The 19511-nt window shown below is 74.0% G+C and carries 17 protein-coding genes; 13 read left to right on the forward strand and 4 right to left on the reverse strand.

What is annotated here, in order from left to right; all coding sequences use genetic code 11:
- Positions 1-262: 262 nt before the first annotated feature.
- From ABD437_RS16675 to ABD437_RS16690, 4 genes are read left to right on the forward strand one after another with little or no spacing between them, the layout of a single operon-like run.
- Entirely contained in the window at positions 263-1270 is a 1008-nt protein-coding gene (locus ABD437_RS16675; RefSeq protein WP_344649764.1) for a S1C family serine protease, read from the forward strand.
- Between the two features lie 60 nt (positions 1271-1330).
- Positions 1331-1843, forward strand: a complete 513-nt coding sequence (locus ABD437_RS16680; RefSeq protein ID WP_344649765.1) for a SigE family RNA polymerase sigma factor — start codon at positions 1331-1333, stop codon at positions 1841-1843.
- Complete coding sequence (locus tag ABD437_RS16685; RefSeq protein WP_344649766.1) at positions 1836-3011, forward strand: hypothetical protein; 1176 nt, start codon at positions 1836-1838, stop codon at positions 3009-3011. Before ABD437_RS16680 ends, ABD437_RS16685 begins: the two co-directional genes overlap by 8 nt.
- 17 nt (positions 3012-3028) lie before the next feature.
- Positions 3029-3781 carry a DUF427 domain-containing protein gene (locus tag ABD437_RS16690; RefSeq protein ID WP_344649767.1) on the forward strand — a complete coding sequence of 251 codons (753 nt, stop codon included), beginning with the start codon at positions 3029-3031 and terminating at the stop codon, positions 3779-3781.
- Here ABD437_RS16690 and ABD437_RS16695 read toward each other — a convergent pair.
- The gene (locus ABD437_RS16695; RefSeq protein ID WP_344649768.1) at positions 3774-4673 is read right to left on the reverse strand and encodes a S1C family serine protease; all 900 of its coding nucleotides are present in this window, start codon (positions 4671-4673) and stop codon (positions 3774-3776) included. The genes ABD437_RS16690 and ABD437_RS16695 overlap by 8 nt on opposite strands.
- A 76-nt stretch (positions 4674-4749) precedes the next feature.
- Between ABD437_RS16695 and ABD437_RS16700 the strand changes: the two genes are divergently transcribed.
- The 5 genes from ABD437_RS16700 to ptsP are packed head-to-tail and all read left to right on the forward strand — an operon-like array spanning position 4750 to position 10311.
- Positions 4750-5241, forward strand: coding sequence for a phosphoribosyltransferase (locus ABD437_RS16700; RefSeq protein WP_344649769.1), 492 nt, complete (start codon positions 4750-4752; stop codon positions 5239-5241).
- Between the two features lie 10 nt (positions 5242-5251).
- Positions 5252-6277 (forward strand): NAD(P)/FAD-dependent oxidoreductase, encoded by a 1026-nt coding sequence (locus tag ABD437_RS16705; RefSeq protein WP_344649770.1) that lies wholly within the window; start codon positions 5252-5254, stop codon positions 6275-6277.
- A gap of 20 nt (positions 6278-6297) precedes the next feature.
- Positions 6298-7284, forward strand: coding sequence for a dihydroxyacetone kinase subunit DhaK (gene dhaK, locus ABD437_RS16710; RefSeq protein WP_344649771.1), 987 nt, complete (start codon positions 6298-6300; stop codon positions 7282-7284).
- A complete protein-coding gene (gene dhaL, locus ABD437_RS16715; RefSeq protein WP_344649772.1) occupies positions 7281-7847 on the forward strand; it encodes a dihydroxyacetone kinase subunit DhaL in 567 nt (188 codons plus the stop codon). Before dhaK ends, dhaL begins: the two co-directional genes overlap by 4 nt.
- Positions 7848-7851: 4 nt before the next feature.
- A complete protein-coding gene (ptsP, locus tag ABD437_RS16720; RefSeq protein ID WP_344649773.1) occupies positions 7852-10311 on the forward strand; it encodes a phosphoenolpyruvate--protein phosphotransferase in 2460 nt (819 codons plus the stop codon).
- Positions 10312-10322: 11 nt separating this feature from the next.
- Here the strand turns inward: ptsP and ABD437_RS16725 are convergent, their stop codons facing one another.
- Positions 10323-10739, reverse strand: a complete 417-nt coding sequence (locus tag ABD437_RS16725) for a nitroreductase family deazaflavin-dependent oxidoreductase (RefSeq protein WP_344649774.1) — start codon at positions 10737-10739, stop codon at positions 10323-10325.
- Positions 10740-10795: 56 nt separating this feature from the next.
- Between ABD437_RS16725 and ABD437_RS16730 the strand changes: the two genes are divergently transcribed.
- Positions 10796-12145 carry a cytochrome P450 gene (locus ABD437_RS16730; protein ID WP_344649775.1) on the forward strand — a complete coding sequence of 450 codons (1350 nt, stop codon included), beginning with the start codon at positions 10796-10798 and terminating at the stop codon, positions 12143-12145.
- Here the strand turns inward: ABD437_RS16730 and malQ are convergent.
- Positions 12090-14228, reverse strand: a complete 2139-nt coding sequence (malQ, locus tag ABD437_RS16735) for a 4-alpha-glucanotransferase (protein ID WP_344649776.1) — start codon at positions 14226-14228, stop codon at positions 12090-12092. The genes ABD437_RS16730 and malQ overlap by 56 nt on opposite strands.
- A 45-nt stretch (positions 14229-14273) precedes the next feature.
- On the opposite strand from malQ, the gene ABD437_RS16740 reads away from it, so the two are divergent.
- The 3 genes from ABD437_RS16740 (at position 14274) to ABD437_RS16750 (ending at position 17804) form a co-directional block, all read left to right on the forward strand.
- Positions 14274-14969, forward strand: coding sequence for a SanA/YdcF family protein (locus ABD437_RS16740; protein ID WP_344649777.1), 696 nt, complete (start codon positions 14274-14276; stop codon positions 14967-14969).
- A 207-nt stretch (positions 14970-15176) separates the two neighbouring features.
- Positions 15177-15392: a hypothetical protein gene (locus ABD437_RS16745; protein WP_035856146.1), complete on the forward strand. Its 216-nt coding sequence runs from the start codon at positions 15177-15179 to the stop codon at positions 15390-15392.
- Positions 15393-15890: 498 nt separating this feature from the next.
- Positions 15891-17804 carry a glycoside hydrolase family 15 protein gene (locus ABD437_RS16750; RefSeq protein ID WP_344649778.1) on the forward strand — a complete coding sequence of 638 codons (1914 nt, stop codon included), beginning with the start codon at positions 15891-15893 and terminating at the stop codon, positions 17802-17804.
- Positions 17805-17840: 36 nt separating this feature from the next.
- Here the strand turns inward: ABD437_RS16750 and ABD437_RS16755 are convergent.
- Positions 17841-19511 (reverse strand): S8 family serine peptidase (locus ABD437_RS16755; RefSeq protein WP_344649779.1); only part of this gene is annotated, 1671 nt, incomplete at its 5' end.

Here is a 19511-nt window from a genome sequence, read left to right on the forward strand (position 1 = left end):
GAGCCCGCCGCCGCGCGGCGCCGGATCGAGCCGCCGCGCCCGGCGCCCGCGGCCGTACCCGTGGTGGCCTCGGCGGTGGCGCACGGCCGCCCGGCGACGCGTGCCGACGTGCTGATCGCCCGGGTCGCGGTCGCCGCCGCGTCGGTCTGGCACCGGTTCCGGCGCGGCGCGTGAGACCCGTTCAGCGGGGTAGTGAGGATAGCGTTGGGTGAGCGCTCGCTGACGGTGCGCTCACGGGACCGACGCGAGGAGTGCGGTGTTCATGAGCCGGCGGATGGCGGCGGTGGTCGCGGCAGTGGTGCTGGTCGGAGGGTGCAGCGCGATCGGGACGGAGGCCGAGCCGGCCGCCGACGCCTCGCGGAGCCCGTCGGCCGCGGCGGGCACGTCGATCCCGGACGTCGTCGAGATCGTCGAACCGAGCGTCGTCACGGTCACCGCCGGCCGGTCGCAGGGCAGCGGCGTCGTCTACCGCAAGGACACCGTCGTCACCAACCAGCACGTCGTCGGCGCGGCGCGGACGGTCACACTGACGCTCGCCGACGGCGCGAGCGTGAACGGCACGGTCGTGGGCACCGACGAGATCGCCGACCTGGCCGTCATCCGGGCCGCACGCACGAACCTCCCCGCGATCGCGATCCGGTCGGATCTGCCCCGCTCCGGTGAGGTCGCGCTCGCGGTCGGCAGCCCGCTCGGCTTCGAGAACACGGTCACCCAGGGCATCATCTCCGGCGTCGGCCGCCAGATCCCGGCCGAGCAGACCGGCGGGCGCCCGCTCGTCGACCTGATCCAGACCGACGCCGCGATCTCGCCGGGCAACTCCGGCGGCGGGCTGTTCGACAGCCAGGGCCGGCTGGTCGGCATCAACGAGGCGTACATCCCGCCGTCGGCCGGTGCGGTGTCGCTGGGGTTCGCGATCCCGAGCGCGACCGTGGTGGACGTCGCCGACCAGTTGCTGCGTACCGGCAAGGCCGTCCACCCCTACCTCGGGGTGTCGCTGGCCCAGCTCACCGACGCGGTGCGCAACGCGCTCGGCGTCGACGCGGAGAAGGGCGCGGTCGTCGTCCGGGTGGTGGCCGGCGAACCGGCGGCCGAGGCCGGCATCCGCACCGGTGACGTCATCACGAAGATCGGTGCGCAGGACGTGGCCGACGTCGAGGACGTCTACGCGGCGGTCCGCGCGGTGAACCCGGGCGACCGCGTCGACGTCGTGGTGCAGCGGGGCGGCGACGCGGTGACCGTGCCCGTGACGGTCGGGCGCATCACCGGCTGACGCCGCTGCAACAGATGCGCGGCCCCGTGCGTCCTGGGACACGAACGGGGAGGTTTGCCCATGTCGGAGCCCGACGGCTTCGAAGACTTCGTGTCCCGCCGCGCGGACGCGCTGACCCGCTACGGGTTCGTCCTGGCCGGTAATCCGCACGACGCGGCCGACCTGGTGCAGGAGTCGCTGATCCGGCTCCGCGGCGCCTGGCACCGGGTCGAACGCCGCGACGACCCGGAAGCGTACGTCCGCACGACGATGGCGCGGCTCCACATCAGCTGGTGGCGCAAGCGCCGCCGGGAACGGCTGACCGATGCCGTGCCGGAGCGCTGGCACACCGATCCCGGTATCACCCGGGCCGAGAACGACGTCGGGGTGTGGAAAGCGCTCGCGCACGTGCCGCCGCGCCAGCGGGCCGTCCTCGTGCTGCGTTACTACGAGGGCCTCGGCGACGACACGATCGCCGAGCGGCTGCGCATCAGCCGGGGCACGGTACGCAGCCAGGCGCTGCGCGGGCTGGCCGCACTGCGCGAGCACCTGCACCCGGAGATCCGCACGCCGGAAGAGAGCCGTCATGTCTGAGCCGGGGCGCGACGTGAGCGACGTCCTCATCGACACGTTGAACCGCGCCGCCGCCGGGGCGCCACCGCCACCGGCCGACCTGTACCGCAGCGTGACCGCGGGGTACACGCGTCGCCGCCGGGCCGGCGTCGTCGCGGCCGCCACCGTGCTCGCGCTCCTCGTCGGGCTGGCCGGTCTCGTGACCGTCACCCGGGAGGAGCCGGCGCCGGTGGCGCGGGTCGTCGAGGAACTCTCGGCCGACGCGGTCCGGACGCTGCCCCGCACCATCGAGGGCCGCCGCTACCTGGTGGACGCCGTGCTGAGCGACGGGCGGGTCGTCGTGCAGACGCCGGTCCACACGATCGGCCGGGCCGAGATCCGGCTCTTCGACGCCGACGGCCGGGGCACGCCCCGCCTGGTGGTGGGCTACGAGAGCACGTTCGCCGAGCCGGTCTACCTCCAGGTCGTGCGGGCGAACGACGAATGGCTGACCTGGTACGTGAACCGGCCGCGGGGCACCGTGGAGATCTGGACGCTGCGCTGGGACGAGAACCGCCCCCGGCGGGTCGCGGAAGTCCGGGACGCCCTGGGGGAGTTCTCGCTGACGCTCGTCGACGACCGGGTCGTCTACGGACCCACGAAGGAGGGCGTCCTCTCCGTGCCGGCCCGGGGCGGAACCTCGACGGTGCTCCCCGGCACCGCCGGCCACTACACCGTGCTCTGGCCCTGGCTGGTCACCAACCCCGGCTCCGACCCACCGAACTACACGCGGGACCGTCCGACGCTCCGGAACGTCGAGACCGGCGAGACGCTCACCGCCGTGTTCACGCCGACCGGCTGGCGCGACGCCTGCGGCCCGGTCTGGTGCGTCGGGCAGGGCTGGGACGGAGCGCACCTGACCGCGGTCCGGGTCGACGGGTCCGATCCGACCGTCCTCACCGGTCTGCGCACGGACGTCGTCGCGCTCACCCCCGTCCGGAACCGCTACCTGCCCCTGATCCGCACCGAACCGGCGCCGGACGGCTCGCAGCAACTCGCCGTCGCCGATCTCGGGAGCGGCCGGGTGGTGGACGTCGGTCGCGTGGCGAACGACCCCGGCGAACTCGTACTGACCACGGTGAACGACGGGGTGTTCTCCTGGTCGGGCGCGGACGGGATGAAGGTCCTCGACCTGCGTCGATTCGATTGACGTGCGATCGTGGGGACATGTCGTCCGAGAGAGGCCGGGTCCGGGTCGAGCCGAGCCGCAAACGGGTCCGCGCGCTGGTCGCGGGCCGGGTGGTCGCCGACACCCGCCACCCGACGCTGGTCTGGGAAGTTCCGTACTACCCCGCCTACTACGTGCCGCGCGACGACGTCCTGGCCGAGCTGGTCGCGACCGGTGAGGTCAGCCGGTCGCCCAGCCGGGGCGACGGTGCCGTGCACGACGTCGTGCTGCCGGACCGGACGCTGCCGAGCGCGGCGGTGACGTTCCCGTCGTCGCCGCTCCCGGAGCTCCAGGCGCTGGTCCGCCTCGACTGGGCGTCGATGGACGAATGGCTCGAGGAGGACGAGCCGGTCTACGTCCACCCCCGTGACCCGTACAAACGCGTCGACATCCTCGCCAGCAGCCGCCACGTCCAGGTCAGCGTCGACGGTGTCGTGGTCGCCGACTCCCGGCAGCCGCGGATCCTGTTCGAGACGTCCCTGCCGCCGCGGTACTACCTGCCGCTGACCGACGTGCGGCTCGACCTGCTCCGGCCCTCGGAGCTGGTGACGCACTGCCCGTACAAGGGCGCCGCGACCTACTGGGACGTCGTGCTGGAGTCGGGCGCCGAGCACCGGAACATCGTCTGGGCGTACCGCTCGCCGCTGCCGGAGAGCCAGAAGGTGACCGGGTTGGCCGCGTTCTACGACGAGCACGTCGACGTGACGATCGACGGTGAGCCGCAGGAACGGCCCACTACTCACTTCAGCTGAGTTCGGTGGGCACCGCCACCACGTCGACCATCGCGCCGCTGCGGAACACGGTGAGCGGCAACGGCCGGCCGATGGCGTCGGTGAACAGCAGTCTCTGCAGGCCCTGGGCGTCGCGGACGGGGGCGCGGGCGGCGTCGAGCAGGAGGTCGCCGGCGCGCAGCCCGGCCTGGGCGGCCGGGCTGCCCGGCACGACCTCGACGACGCGCAGGCCGCGTCGGCGGCCCAGCTTCTCCGGTAACGGGAACGGGGCGGTCACCAGCCCCAGGTAGGCCCGGCGCACCCGGCCGTCGGCCTCCAGCGCGGCCAGGATCCGGCGCGTGGTGGTGTTGATCGGCACCGCGAGCCCCACACCGACGCCGGCGACCGCGGTGTTGATGCCGACGACCCGGCCCTCCGAGTCGGCCAGCGCGCCGCCGGAGTTGCCGGGGTTGAGCGCGGCGTCGGTCTGGATGACGTCCTCGATCAGGCGGGTGGTGCCCGCGCTGCGGGCCGGGAGCGAGCGGCCGAGCGCGCTCACCACCCCGGCCGTGACGGTGCCGGACAGCCCGAGCGGGTTGCCCACCGCCACGACCAGCTGCCCCACCTGCAGCGCGTCGGCGTCACCCAGCTCGGCGGCGTCGCCGGGGGTCTCGTCGGCACGGACGACCGCGAGGTCGGAGAGCGGGTCGGCGCCGATCACCCGGAACCGGGTCTCCGCGCCGTCGGCGAACGCGACCCGGCCACCGTCCGCACCGGCCACGACGTGCGCGTTGGTCAGCAGCAGACCGTCCTGGCCGACGACCACCGCGGACCCGGCGCCCTCACCGCGCCGGCTGCGGACGGTCAGCGCCGCGACCTGGGGCCCGACGGTGCGGGCGACCCGGGTGACGATCTGGGAGTAGACGTCGAGCATCGGGCCTCCTTGATTACAGTGCAACAACTGTTGCTCGGTTCGCGAAGGGCCGCCAGGTCTGTTTTACGATTCCGCCGTGAGCGCAGAGGCAGCTGGTTCCGACATCGCCCGCGAAGTACTGACCTGGGAGCTGTTCGGGACCGCGTCCCGTGACCTGGCGACGCAGATCGCCGCGGACGGCTACCGCCCGGAGATCGTGCTCGCGATCGCCCGCGGCGGCCTGCTCCCGGCCGGCGCGCTCGCGTACGCGCTCGACGTCAAGAACGTCGCGACGCTGAACGTGGAGTTCTACACCGGGGTGGACGAGCGGCTGGCCGTGCCGGTGATGCTCCCGCCGGTGCCCGAGATCGTCGACCTGGCCGGTGCCCGCGTCCTCGTCGTCGACGACGTCGCCGACACCGGCCGCACGCTCGAGGTGGTCTCCGAGTTCTGCGGCGCGCACGTGGCCGAGGCACGCACCGCGGTGCTCTACGAGAAGCCGCAGTCGCTGGTGAAGTGCGAGTACGTCTGGCGGCGCACCGATCGCTGGATCAACTTCCCCTGGTCGACCCTGCCCCCGGTGGTGTAGGCCTTAGAGGGTGCGGATCGGGGTGATCGGGGCCGGCATCGTCGGTCTGTCGACCGCGTACGCGCTGCGCCGCTACCCCGTCACCGTGCGGGTCTTCGACCGCGCCGCCCCGATGACCGGCCGGTCGCGCGGCGGCACCCGCATCTTCCGGTACGCCCACGACACGCCCGCGCTGGTTCGTTACGCCGCCCGGGCGCGGGAGGGCTGGAACCGCTGGGAGCGCACGTCCGGGCAGGTGCTGATCGGCGCCGAGACCACAGTGGTCAGCGGGGACGGCGCGGCCGAGCGGTACGCGGCGATGCGCGCCGCCGGGGTCCGGTGTGGACTCTATCCGTCGCTCGCGTCCGTCCCGGGCCTGCCCGCGCGCCCGGAGACGCCGGGGCCGTTCCTGGTCGATCCCGCCGGTGGGGTGATCCAGGCCGCCCGCACCGGCGCGTTCCTGGCCGCCGCGGTGCGTCGCGGTCTCGTGGTCGACGAGGTCGAGCGCGTCACCGCGCACGGGCACGCCGCGACGATCCACTCGTCGCGGGGGAGCTGGCAGTGCGATTCGGTGCTGGTCGCGGCCGGGGCCGGGCCGCTGGTCCCCGAGGTGGTGGCCGACCCCGAGCATCACTTCCGGTTCACGTTTCCGCTGGCGCCCGGCGCCGATCCGCGGTGCTGGATCGAGCGGAGCGGGTCCTGGCGGGACGGGTTCACGACCTACGGACACCGGGCCGGTGCGGGGCTCTGGGCGCTGGGGGCCCACTTACCGGCCGAGGACACCGCCTGGTCGTTGCCGGTCGCCGAGGCGCGCCGCCGGGCGCTGTCCGCCGTCACCGCGTACGTGCGTGAGTTCCTGTCCGACGTCGTCTCGCCGGAGCCGGTCGACGAGGTCTACTGCGCCCCGACCCGCGGGCTCGGCGACGGGATCCACGTCGCGCGGTCCGGCCCGGTTCTGTCGGTGTGGGGTGAGAACCTGTTCAAGTTCGCGCCGGCGCTGGGGGCGGATCTCGCGGCCGCGGTGGCGTCCCGGGGTTTACCGGAGGATCTTCCGTAGTACGAGCAGAGGAGCCCGGCATGAAAAAACTCATCAACGCTCCGGCCGACGTCGTGGTGGAGGCCCTCGCCGGCCTCGCGGCCGCGCACCCCAAGCTCGGCGTCGACCTCGAACACCGGGTGGTCTACCGCGCGGACGGCCCGGTGCCGGGCAAGGTCGGTCTCGTCTCCGGCGGCGGCTCCGGCCACGAGCCGCTGCACGGCGGTTTCGTCGGCTTCGGCATGCTCGACGCGGCCGCGGCCGGCGAGGTGTTCACGTCCCCGGTGCCCGACCAGATCCTCGCCGCCACCCAGCGCGCCGACGGGGGCGCCGGCGTGCTGCACATCGTGAAGAACTACACCGGCGACGTGATGAACTTTGAGATGGCCGCCGAGCTCGCCGAGGGCACCGAGATCGCCACCGTGGTCACCAACGACGACGTCGCGGTGGAGGACAGCCTCTACACCGCCGGGCGGCGCGGGGTCGGCGTCACCGTGCTGCTGGAGAAGATCGCCGGCGCCGCCGCCGAGGAGCGCCGCGGCCTCGCCGAGGTGGCCGCGATCGCGCAGCGCGTCAACGACCGCGGGCGCAGCATGGGCCTGGCGCTGACCTCGGGCACCGTGCCCGCCGCCGGCAAACCCACGTTCGACCTCCCCGAGGACCGGATCGAGCTCGGGGTCGGCATCCACGGTGAGCCCGGGCGCCGGCGCATCCCGCTCCCGTCGGCGAAGGAAGCCGCCACGCTGCTCGTCGAGCCGGTGCTGGCCGAGCTCCAGCCGTCGGAGGGGGTGCTCGCGTTCGTCAACGGGCTCGGGGCCACGCCGCTGCTCGAGCTGTACCTGCTGTACGGCGAGGTGGCGGCGTTGCTCGACAAGCACGGCGTGCCGGTCGTCCGGTCGCTGGTCGGGCCGTACATCACCAGCCTCGACATGGCCGGGGCGTCGGTCACCCTGCTCGCGCTCGACGAGGAGCTGCTCCGCCTCTGGGACGCTCCGGTCGACACCCCCGGGCTGCGGTGGGGCGCATGATCGAGGCGTGGATCCGTGAGTTCGCGCGGCTCGTCGTCGCGGAGGCCCCGCGGCTGACCGAACTGGACTCCGCGATCGGCGACGCCGACCACGGCTCCAACCTCTCCCGCGGGCTCACCGCGGTGGTCGCGGCGCTCGACGAGGGCTCGTTCGACGACGACGCCGCGCTGCTGAAGAAGGTCGGCATGGTGCTGGTGAGCACCGTCGGCGGGGCCAGCGGGCCGCTCTACGGCACGTTCTTCCTGCGCGCCGCCGGTGCCCTGCCGGGCGGCGTGCCGTCGGCGTTCCGCGCCGGTGTCGACGGTGTGGCCGCGCGGGGCAAGTCCACCACCGGCGAGAAGACGATGCTCGACGCGCTGGTGCCGGCCGTCGAGGCGCTGGAGGCCGGCAAGGACTGGGGTGAGGTGCTGGCCGCCGCCGAGGCCGGGCGCGACGCGACGGTCCCGCTGGTGGCGCGCAAGGGCCGGGCCAGCTACCTGGGCGAGCGCAGCGCCGGCCACGTCGATCCGGGGGCCGCCTCCGCCGCTCTGCTGGTGGCGGCGGCCGCGTCCACCCTGGGCTGATCCGATGAGCGAGACCGTCGGCATCGTGGTCGTCTCCCACAGCCGTGCGTTGGCCGAGGCGGCCGTGCGGCTGGCGGGGGAGATGGCCCAGGGCGCGCCGGTGCGCATCGGCGTGGCGGCCGGCCTCGGCGACGACACGTTCGGCACCGACGCGGTGGCGATCGCCGACACGATCACCGAGGTCAGCGGCCCCGCCGGCGTGGTCGTGCTGATGGACCTGGGGTCGGCGCTGCTGTCGGCCGAGATGGCGCTCGAGATGCTCGACGACGACGGGCGCGATCGGGTGATTCTGAGCCCGGCGCCGCTGGTGGAGGGCCTGGTCGGGGCCGTGGTGGCCGCCGCGGGCGGCGCGGACCGGGCCGGGGTGGCGGCGGAGGCCGCCGCGGGGCTGCTCCCCAAGTCCGAGCACCTGGCCCCGGCGCCGTCCGCCCCGTCCGCCTCCTTCGTGGATGCGCCGCTGACCGGGGCGTTCGTGGTGACGGACCCGCAAGGCCTGCACGCCCGGCCGGCTGCGGCACTGGTCGGGGTGGTCCGCCAGGTGGGCGTGCCGGCCGAGCTGCGCAACCGCACCACCGGGGCGGGGCCGGTGCCGGCCGGGAGCCTCTCCCGCGTGGCCACGCTGGGTGCACTCGCCGGGCACGAGATCGAAGTGTTGGTACCGCCGGGTGAGGAGGCTGCCCTGGCCCGGATCCTCGCCGGCGCCGCCGAGATCTTCGCTGCCTTTCCTTCCTCGGCGTCGGGGACGGTCGACGACTCCTCGGGACCGTCCGGGGCCGCTCCGTCCGGGGCGTTGGCGGCTTCGCCGGGGGTGGTGGTGGGGGTCGTGCGGCGGTTCGGGGGCCGTGCTGAGCCGGCCGGGCCGCGCGGTGGGCCGGTGGATGCCGCCGCCGAGCGCCGGCGGCTGGAGAACGCCCTCACGGCGGTGAGCGCCGAGGTGACCGCCGTCCGCGACCGCGCCACCACCGAGGTCGGGGCCGCGGAAGCGGCGATCTTCGACGCGCACCTGCTCCTGCTCGACGACCCGGAGCTCCGGTCCGCCGCCGCCACCCGCATCGCCGCCGGCGCCGACGCCGAGACCGCCTGGGCCGAGGCGATCGGCGCCGCGGAGTCGGAGTGGCGCGCCCTCGCCGACCCCTACCTCCGCGCCCGCGCCGAGGACCTGGCCGCCCTGCGCACCCAGGTCCGCACCGCCCTGGCCCCCTCATCCGGCCCGGAACCGGCCGGGGACGCGTCGGCGGTGCTCGTGGCCGACGGGCTCACCCCGGTGGACGCGGTACGGATCGAGGCGGCCGGCGTCGTGCTCGCGCACGGCAGCCCCACCGCGCACAGCGTGCTGCTCCTCCGGGCCCGCGGCATCCCCGCCGTCGTCGCGGCCGGCGACGCCGTGCTCGACGTGGCCGACGGCACACCGATCGCGTTCGACGGGAGCACCGGCGAGCTGGTGGTCGACCCGGCTCCGGACGTCGTCGAACGGTTCGGGGCGGCCCGGGGTGAAGCGGCCGGGCGCCGGCGCGCCGCGGCGGCCGGAGCGCACCGTCCCGCACGCACCATCGACGGCGTCGAGGTCCGGGTCGGGGCGAACCTCGCCGGCCTCGCCGACGCCACCGCGGCCGCGGCGGCCGGTGCCGACCTGGCGGGCCTGGTCCGCACCGAGTTCCTGTTCCTCGACCGCGGCACGGCCCCGGACGTCGACGAGCAGACCGAGGCGTACCGGGCGCTCGCGGACGCGCTCGACGGCCGTCGCCTCACCCTGCGGACCCTCGACGTCGGGGGCGACAAACCGCTGGCCTACGCCCCCGTGCCGGCCTCCGACAACCCGTTCCTCGGAGTGCGTGGGCTCCGCTTCTCGCTGCTGCGCCCCGATCTGTTCGCGGCGCAGCTCACCGCGATCGTGCGGGTCGCGCACGAGACACCGGTCACCGTGCTGTTCCCGATGGTCACCACCGTCGACGAACTCGCCGCGGCGCGCGCGGCGCTGGACGAGGCCGTGCGTGCCGAGAAGCGCGGCACCCCGCCGGGGCTGGAGGTGGCGGCGATGGTGGAGGTCCCGTCGGCGGCCCTCAAAGCGGCTGCCCTGGCTCCACTGGTCGACGAGTTCAGCGTCGGCACCAACGACCTCACGCAGTACACCCTGGCCGCCGCGCGCGGAGATGAAGGGGTGGCAGCGCTCGGCACCCCGTGGGATCCCGGCGTGCTGCGCCTGGTCGGCGCGGTGTGCCGAGCGGCCGGCCCGTCCACACGGGTCAGCGTGTGCGGCGAGTTCGCCTCCGAGCCGGGAGCGGCAGCGGCCCTGATCGGTCTCGGGGTCCGTGAACTCAGCGTGGCCCCGGCGCTGGTACCCGCCGTGAAACTCGCCGTCCGCGAAACCACCACTTCCGAGGCCGCTCGCACCGCCGCCGAGGCCCTGAACGCCCCCACCGCCGCCAAGGCCCAGGCGTTCTTCTCACCCTCGACCCAACCGTGAGACCGCGGACGTCAGGGCAGCCTCTCCAACGCCACCACCGGGATCACCCGCGGCGTCTTCGCCTGGTGCTCATGGAAGAACGGGTACTGGGCCGCGATCCGGCTGAACGCCGCCGCCCTCTCCTCGCCCGGCAAGACCCGCGCCGCCGCCGCGTACGACTCCGCGCCCACCTCCACCCGCACCCGCGGGTTCGCCACCAGGTTCACGTACCAGTCCGGATCCCGCGGCGCGCCGGCGTTCGACGCCACCACGAGCAGGCGGTCGGCGTCGGGTACGTACATCATCGGCGCGGTGTGGGCGGCGCCCGAGCGCGCTCCCACCGTCGTGAGCAGCAGCAGGGGGCGGTTCCCCATCGCCGCGCCGCCGCTCTCCCGGAACTGCGCGATGAGCTGTCGGTTGTAGGCACCGACATCACTGGGCATCGTCATTCACTCACTCTCGCAAACGCATCCGCCGCGGGTGCCTCCCCGCCGAGAATGAACGCATGTCGCTGAAGAGCAGAGCACGCTGGGTCAGCCTGCACGGCATCGCGAGGGTCGTCATCAGCCGCGCCTACCGCCGGGGTGACCTGCACGCCCGCATCCTGGCCGACCCGGCGGCCCGCGCGGACCCGTACCCCACCTACGAGGAGATCCGCGCCCGCGGGCCGCTGGTGCGGGGGCGCCTGATGACCCAGGCGGTCAGCCACGAGGCGGTCACCACGATCCTGCGCAGCGACGCGTTCGCGGTCGGCTTCGACCCCGAGACCATGCCGTGGATCTCCCGCAAGCTGCTCCAGCGGGTCGCGGCCGACGAGCGGATCGTCGGCCCGATCGACCCGCCGTCGCTGCTGGTCACCAACCCGCCCGACCACACCCGCTACCGCCGTCTGGTCAGCCGCGTGTTCACGGCCAAGGCGGTGGAGGCCCTCCGCGGGCGCATCGAGGAACGGACCACCGAACTCCTCGACGCGCTGGCGGCGCGCTCCGCCGACGAGCCGGTCGATCTGGTGGCGGAGTACGCCAGCCTGCTCCCGGTCACCGTGATCGCGGAGATCCTCGGCGTTCCGCTGGACATGCGACAGACGTTCCTGCGCTGGGGCACGCTCGCCGCGCCCGTGCTCGACGTCGGACTGACCTATCAGCAGTACCTGGAGTCCGAGGCCGCGCTGGAGCAGATGTCGGACTGGATGTACGCGCACTTCGACACGCTCCGGAAGAACCCCGGCGACGACATCGTCAGCAAGCTGGTCCACCTCGACGACGAGAGCGGCAAGCTCGACGACCGCGAGCTGCTCGCGATCGCCGGCCTGCTGCTCGCGGCCGGGTTCGAGACCACCGTCAACCTGCTGGGCACCGGCGCGGTGCTGCTGATGCGCCACCCCGACCAGCGGGAGGCGCTCGCCGCCGACCCCGGCCTCTGGTCGAACGCGGTCGACGAGATGCTGCGCTACGAGGCCCCGGTGCAGGCCACCAGCCGGCGCGCGACCCGCCACACCGAGGTGTGCGGCGTGACCGTCCGCGAAGGCTCGTTCGTCACCGCGATGATCGGCGGCGCGAACCGCGACCCGGCCGTGTTCGAGCACCCGGACCGCTTCGACGTGCGGCGCCCCAACGCCCGCGAGCACCTCGCGTTCTCCAGCGGAGCGCACTACTGCCTCGGCGCGTCGCTGGCCCGTCTGGAGGGCGAGATCGGGCTGCGGCGCCTGTTCGAGCGCTTCCCCGACCTCACCCTCGCCGGCGAGCTCCACCAGCGACCCACCCGTACCCTCCGCGGCTACGACCGGATTCCGGTGGAACTCACCGCACGGCAGCCAACACCGACGCGAGCTGCCGGACCCGGTCGGACGCCATGAACTCCTCCAGCGACACCGGCCGGTGCCCGCCGGCGGCGTCCGGCACGGCCAGCGGCAGCCGCCAGTTCGGGTACTCGTCCGTGGTGCCGGGCAGGTTGGGCTGACGGACGTCACCGATCGCGTCACCGGGCGCGGCGAGCACCAGACGGCAGGGCGTGCGGGCCAGCACCGCGTGCAGGCCGAGCGCGATCTCCTGGTCCGACGCGTCGGCCCCGATGATCCCCTCCGCGCGGAGCAACCCGATCAGCGCGGCCCGCTCGGTGTCCGCGGTGGCCTGCTCCTCCTCGACCGACCGGCCCAGCACCCCGAGCTCGGCGCGCACCCGGACGTGCTCCCCGGTGAGGAACCCGGCCGCGGTCGGCAGGTCGTGCGTGGTCACCGACGCCGCGGCCCCGGCGCGCCACGCGGCGGGCGGACGCGGACGGTCGGGCAGCTCGCCGGGCGCGTCGCGTTCCGGGTCGGGGTCGTCGCGCTCGAACCAGAGCACGTTGCTGCCGAGCACGTCCCGGGCCGCGAGCGCGGTGGCCACGTGCGGCTCGACCGTCCCCAGGTCCTCCCCGACGACGACCGCGCCGGCGCGGTGCGCCTCGAGCGCGAGCACGCCGAGGAACGCGTCCGGGTCGTAACGCACGTAGGTGCCCTCGGCCGCCGACCGCCCGGCCGGCACCCACCACAGCCGGAACAGCCCGAGCACGTGGTCGATGCGGACCCCGCCGGCCGAGCGCAGCGCGGCACGCAGCATGTCGCGGTACGGCGCGTACCCGGCCTCGGCCAGCCGCCGCGGGTTCCACGGCGGCAGGCCCCAGTTCTGTCCCTGCTGGTTGAACGAGTCCGGCGGTGCGCCGACCGACGCGCCGATGGCCAGCATGTCCTGCAGACCCCAGGCGTCGGCTCCACCGGGGTCGACGCCCACCGCGAGGTCGTGCACGACCCCGATCGGCATCCCGGCCCCCCGCGCGGCGGCACCCACGGCGGCGAGCTGTTCGTCGCAGAGGAACTGCAGCCAGGCGTGGAAGTCGACGCGCGGCGCGAGCCGGGCGCGCTCGGCGGCCACCGCGTCCGACGCGGGGTGGTGGAGCGCCTCCGGCCAGGACTGCCAGGGCACGCCGTGCTCCTCGGCGAGCGCGGAGAACGTCGCGAAGTCCTCGAGTCCCTGGCCCTGCTCGGCCCGGTAGGCGGCGAGCGCGTCGTGGCGGCGGGCGGGGAACAGCAGCTCGAGCGCGGCGAGCTTGGCCCGCCAGACCGGGTCGCGGACGATGCGGTCGGCCGGGGTGTCGGGGCGCAGCGCGTCGACGGCCGCCCGGACGTCCGGTGCCGCCGACCGGTACTCGGGCGTGTCGGCGATGCGCAGGTAGAGCGGGCTGCGGAACCGGCGGCTCGACGGGTAGTAGGGCGAGTTCTCCAGCGGCAGCACCGGCGACGGCGCGTGCAGCGGGTTGCACACCACCGCGCCGGCGCCGAGCTCGGTGCCGCTCCAGCGGACCAGTTCGCGCAGGTCGCCGTAGTCGCCGAGGCCCCAGGAGTCGTCGCCGCGCAGCGCGTAGAGCTGGAGCATCCACCCCCAGACCCGCCCGCTGCCGGCCGGGGAGGGCACCCGGGCCGGCGCCGAGATCAGCACCGCCTCCGCGCTCTCGTCGCCCGCGGTCACCTGGAGGCGGTGCCAGCCCGGCGGGAGGGCGGGCAGGGCCACGGTGCGCTCCTCGCGCGCTACGCCGTCCACGGTGCGCGCGCGCCCGGCGTCGCCGGACGTGGTGGCCGGAACGGTGGCGCCGTCCTCCAGGAGGACGCGGACGGCGATCGGACGGCCGGCCGGTGGGCGCACCACGACGGTGGCGGGCTCGTCCGCGGGCACCACCGCGGTCGGCGGCAGCAGCCGCCGCCACGGGGCCAGCTCGGCCTCGGCGAGCGACGCGGCGACCGCCTCCGGCGTGTCGGCGGCGACCCCGAGTACCCCCAGGACGGCCACCACGGTGGACGCGGTGACGGTCTCCGGGCGGCCGGTGGACCCGACGTACTCGGTGGCGACGCCGTGCGCGGCGGCCAGGGCGGCGAGGTCCGCGTCGACTGTGTTCTGTGCGCTCACGAGCAAGGAACCTACCCAGTTGCGACCGGCTGATTCGCTAGGGCCGTGAGTGAAACCGCCGACGTGTCGTCGGCCCGCCGGAGCGTACGTCGACGGGTGCTCGGTCTGTCCGTCGGACTGGTGACGATCGCCGCGCTGGGGGTCGGGGCGTGCCTCGGGTGGGAGTGGAGCGCGTCCGCGGGGAACCGGGCCACCACCGTGGCCGGAGCGCGGAGCGCGCCGGTGGCGATCGTGTTCGGCACCGAGCTCGACGGGCGCGGCACGCCGAAGCCGATGCTGGCCAACCGGCTCGACACCGCGGTCGAGCTCTACCGCGCCGGGAAGGTGCGTGCGCTGCTGGTGTCGGGGGACGGCGGGGGCAACTCCGGCGACGAGGTCACGGCGATGACCCGGTACCTCACCGGGCGCGGGGTGCCGGCCGCGAAGGTGGTGGCCGACCCGTCGGGGCTCGATTCCTACGACACCTGCGTCCGCGCGCGCGACGTCTTCGGCGTGCGGCGCGCGCTGCTGGTCACCCAGGACTTCCACCTGCCCAGGGCGGTGGCGCTGTGCCGGCACGTCGGGATCGAGGCCGACGGCGTCGGCGCCGGCTGCGACCGCTGCAGCCTGCAGCGGCTCTGGCGCAGCCGGACGCGTGAGGTGCCGGCCGCCGTCAAGGCCGCGGCCGACGCCGTGCGGAACCGGCAGCCGGCGGTCGTCTCGCCGCGTGATTCCGCGCTCGACGAGGCTGTACGCAGCTGAATCGTGCGCACTCTAGCGCGCGGACGCCCCGGACCGGACGTACCGGCGCGGATTGCACCCGGGGCTCATCCGAACGGCGTATCCGCAAGTGTTCGGGAGGAGACAGATCAACTGTCCAACGGCCGATCGTCGGGACCGCTCCCGAAGCGCACCCTGAGTGCACCAGAGATCAACACCGGGTCGCTCCACTCCACGAAGGGGAAGGTCATGAGCACGATCATCGACGCCGAGGCACTCTTCGCGAGCGCCCTCCAGCCCTCCGACCGTCCGACGCCCGAGCAGGTCCGCGCGGCCATCGCCGGTGCGCTGCTCACCTGCGGTGGGGCCGACGGCTGCGCCGCCCGGCTGGCCGCCGAGTTCGGCGAGCATCCCGAGATCGCGGTACTGCGGATGCAGTGGGCCATCCAGACCCTGGCGGCCTAACCCGGCCCGCTCCGCCCGCCTCCCGACCTTCCCGGCCCGTACGCCTGCGCGTGCGGGCCGTCGCCGTGTTCGAACCGGCGGTACCGTCCGGTCCGTTCAGGACTGTGTGTAACCACCCCCGGGTGACACGGGCACAACCCGGACGTTGGAGACTTGGCGTCGGACGAGGAGCCGGATGGATTCAGAAACCGTCCGTACGTACCGTGTTCGAGAGCGGAAACGGGTAGGAACCTGGCGATGAACGAACGGTGGCCGGCGTTCGAACCGCGGTCGGCCCGCGATTGGTAAGCGGGCCCGCGGAGGTGCTACACACTGGTCACGGCGGCGAGACGACACCGTCATGGGCGGTGCGCAACGTGGGGGGACACGAACCCCGCCGGAAAGAGCGTATGGCCGCTGGTCGGCCGGACAAAGAGGAGGTGCGGCGCCGATGACGTCTTCTGCGCCTAGCGGATCGCCGCGGCGGTCCGTGACCCGGGTACACAGCGTGGTCGTCCGATGATCAGCGGCGGCGGTTTCGACCGCATCCGCGTCCCGGTCTCGGCCGACACGCTGGCGTCCCGTTCGCCGTTCCCGCCGATCGCGGACTACGGCTTCCTCTCCGACTGCGAAGTGCTGGCGCTGGTGGCGCCGAGCGGCAACGTGGAGTGGCTCTGTCTGCCCCGGCTGGACTCACCGAGCGTGTTCGGCGCCGCCCTCGACCGGGACGCCGGCGGCTTCCGTCTCGGGCCGGCCGACAACATGGTGCCGGTCGACCGCCGGTACCTGCCCGGCACGATGGTGCTGGAGACCTCCTGGGAGTCCTCCGGCGGCTGGCTGATCGTCCGCGACACGCTGTTGATCGGCCCGTGGCACCACAACGAGGCGTTCTCGCCCACCCAGCGGCGCGCCCCCACCGACTACGACGCCCAGCACATGCTGCTGCGCACCGTGCGGTGCGTGAAGGGCGAGGTCCAGGTCGTCATGGACTGCGAGCCGATGTTCGACTACGGGCAGCACCAGGCCCGCTGGTCCTACACCGACCGCGGGTACCACCAGGGGCTGGCCACCAGCGCCAACGGTGAGGACAGCGGGCCGAAGCTCAAGCTCACCACCGACATGCGGATCGGGTTCGAGGGCGGCCGGGCCACGTCCCGGACGCTGCTCAAGGAGGGCGACCAGCGGTTCGCGGTGCTCTCCTGGGCGTCGGTCGAGCCGCCGTACACGGTGGAGGACGCGAACGCGCGCCAGACCTGGACCGCGCACCACTGGCAGCACTGGCTGGCCCGCGGCTCGTTCCCCGACCACCCGTGGCGCGGGCACCTGCAGCGCAGCGCGCTGACGCTCAAGGGCCTCACCTACGCGTCCAGCGGCGCCCTGGTGGCCGCGGCGACGACGTCGCTGCCGGAGACGCCGCAGGGCGAGCGCAACTGGGACTACCGCTACAGCTGGATCCGCGACTCGACGTTCGCGCTCTGGGGCCTCTACACGCTGGGCTTCGACTGGGAGGCCGACGACTTCTTCAACTTCGTCGCCGACGTCGCGTCCCAGGGTGACCTGCAGGTCATGTACGGCGTGGACGGTGAGCGGGTGCTCACCGAGAAGGTGCTCGACCACCTGTCCGGGTACGACGGTGCCCGGCCGGTGCGGATCGGCAACGGCGCCTTCGACCAGGAGCAGCACGACGTCTGGGGCGCCGTCCTCGACTCGATGTACCTGCACACCCGCTCGCGTGACCGGCTGGACGACCGCACCTGGAAGATCATGCGGCGCCAGGTGGAGAAGGCGATCGAGCACTGGAACGAGCCCGACCGCGGCATCTGGGAGGTGCGCGGCGAGCCCAAGCACTTCACCTCCTCGGTGGTGATGTGCTGGGTGGCGGTCGACCGGGGCGCCCGGCTCGCCCGGCTGCGTCAGGACTACGAGCTGGCCGACCAGTGGCAGCGCATCGCCGACGTCATCCACGCCGACGTCTGCGAGAAGGGCACCGACTCGCGCGGGGTGTTCACCCAGCACTACGACACCGAGGCGCTCGACGCGTCGGCGCTGCTGCTCCCGCTGGTGCGCTTCCTGCCGCCGGACGACCCGCGGATCAAGGCGACCGTGCTGGCGATCGCCGACGAGCTCACCGTCGAGGGGCTCGTCCTGCGCTACAAGGTCGACGAGACCGACGACGGGCTGCGCGGCGAGGAGGGCACGTTCGCGATCTGCTCGTTCTGGCTGGTCTCGGCGCTGGCCGAGATCGGGGAGCTGGACCGGGCCCGGCAGCTGTGCGGCAAGTTGCTGTCGTTCGCCAGCCCGCTGGGGCTCTACGCCGAGGAGCTCGACCCGTACTCGGGCCGGCACCTGGGCAACTTCCCGCAGGCGTTCACCCACCTCGCGCTCATCAACGCGGTCATGCACGTGATCCGCGCGGAACACGGAACCGTCTGACGGTGCGGGCGGCACCTGGGTGCCGCCCGCACCGCCTCACTTCACCCGCAGCGAGCCGCTGACCGACGCGACCGTCGACGAGCTCGCCCCGACCCGCACCCGGTAGGTGCCGGCCTTGAGCTTGGTGAACGACGCCGAGCCGGCCGCCGTCACCGTCTTGCCGGTCACCAGCGCCCAGGTCTTCCCGGTCCAGCGGTCGAGCTTGACCAGCTGGCCGCGGGCCGGGTCGAGGGTGGCGGTCACCGACTTCGTGCCGGCGCGCAGCGTGACCCGCGCGGCGACCGGGTAGGCCGCCGTCGCCGTGCGCGACGCCGCGGTCCCGCCGTCACCCGGGTAGGTCAGGTACACCCAGGTGTTGGCGGTGGCGATGCCGCTGACCCGCACCGTGCCGTCGGCCCCGGTGGTCGCGGCCGTGCACCGGAAACCGGTCGCGGGCGCGATCCGGACGCAGAACTCGGCGTAGGCACCGGCCAGCGGGGCGCCGGTCGCGGAGTTGGTGAGCTTGCCGGCGATCGAGATCGTCGTCCCGGCCGTGACCGTCCGGCCGCCGCCGGTGGTCAGGCGGAACGCCGTGGTGACCGGGTCCACCGGCGTGGTCGGCTCGGTCGTCGGGGTCGGCGCCGGGGTCGACCCGTCGCAGGACACCAGCGAACACACCGCCGCGTACGGGTTGACCAGGCCGTACCCGGTCGCGTCGTCGCGGCCGGCCTTGCCGATGTCGGTGGCGGTGCTCTGCAGCAGGGTCGTCATCGTGGCCGGCGTGAGCCCGGGGGAGACCGACTTCGCCAGCGCCGCGGCGGCCGACACGTAGGGCGTCGCCATCGAGGTGCCGGACAGCTGCTTGTAGGTGCTGCCCTTGAACGTCGACCAGATGCCGACGCCGGGCGCGGCCAGGTCGACGTAGCTGCCGGTGTTGGAGAACGGCGCGTCGGTGTTCGTCGAGTCGGTGGCGGCCACGCCGATCACGCCGGCGTCGGCGGCCGGGTAGCTGATCGCGTTGCCGTCCTGCCGCTCGTTGCCGGCCGCGGCGACCACGACGACGTTCTTGCTCAGCGCGTACTTCACCGCCGACGCGGTGGCACCGGCCTCGGTGCCGCCGACCGACAGGTTGACCACGGCCACCCCGCGGTCGACGGCCTTCACGATGCCCTGGGCGATGTCCGAGTCGTAGCCGGCCCCGTCGCCGTCGAGCACCCGCACCGGCAGGATCTTGACGCCCGGCGCGAGACCGGCGACGCCCTTCTGGTTGTTCGCGATCGCCCCGACGATGCCGGCGACGTGGGTGCCGTGGCCGTTCTCGTCGTTGCTGCCGTCGGTGCTGGTGGGCACGTCACCGACCAGGTCGACACCGGCGAGGACGGTACCGGCGAGGTCGGGGTGGTTGCGCTGGACGCCGGTGTCGACCACCGCGACCGTGACGCCGGTGCCGGTGCTGGCCGGCCAGGTCTTCTCGGCGCCGAGCGTGGTCAGCGCCCACTGGGAGGCCCGGTACGGGTCGTTGCTCGTCGTGTCGGTGAGGCGCAGCACGCGGTCGACGCCGACCGAGACGGTGGCGTCGTCGGCCTGGGCGGCGGTGACCACGGCGGTGGCCTTGGCCCGGCCGGTGACCGTGCTGGTGGTCACGGTGGGCCGCCCGCCGACGGTCCGGACCGTGACGATCCGCACGGGCTGATCGGCCCGGACGCTGCCCACCAGGGCGGCGGGCGG

The sequence above is a fragment of the Cryptosporangium japonicum genome, from assembly GCF_039524755.1.
Lineage (GTDB): Bacteria > Actinomycetota > Actinomycetes > Mycobacteriales > Cryptosporangiaceae > Cryptosporangium > Cryptosporangium japonicum.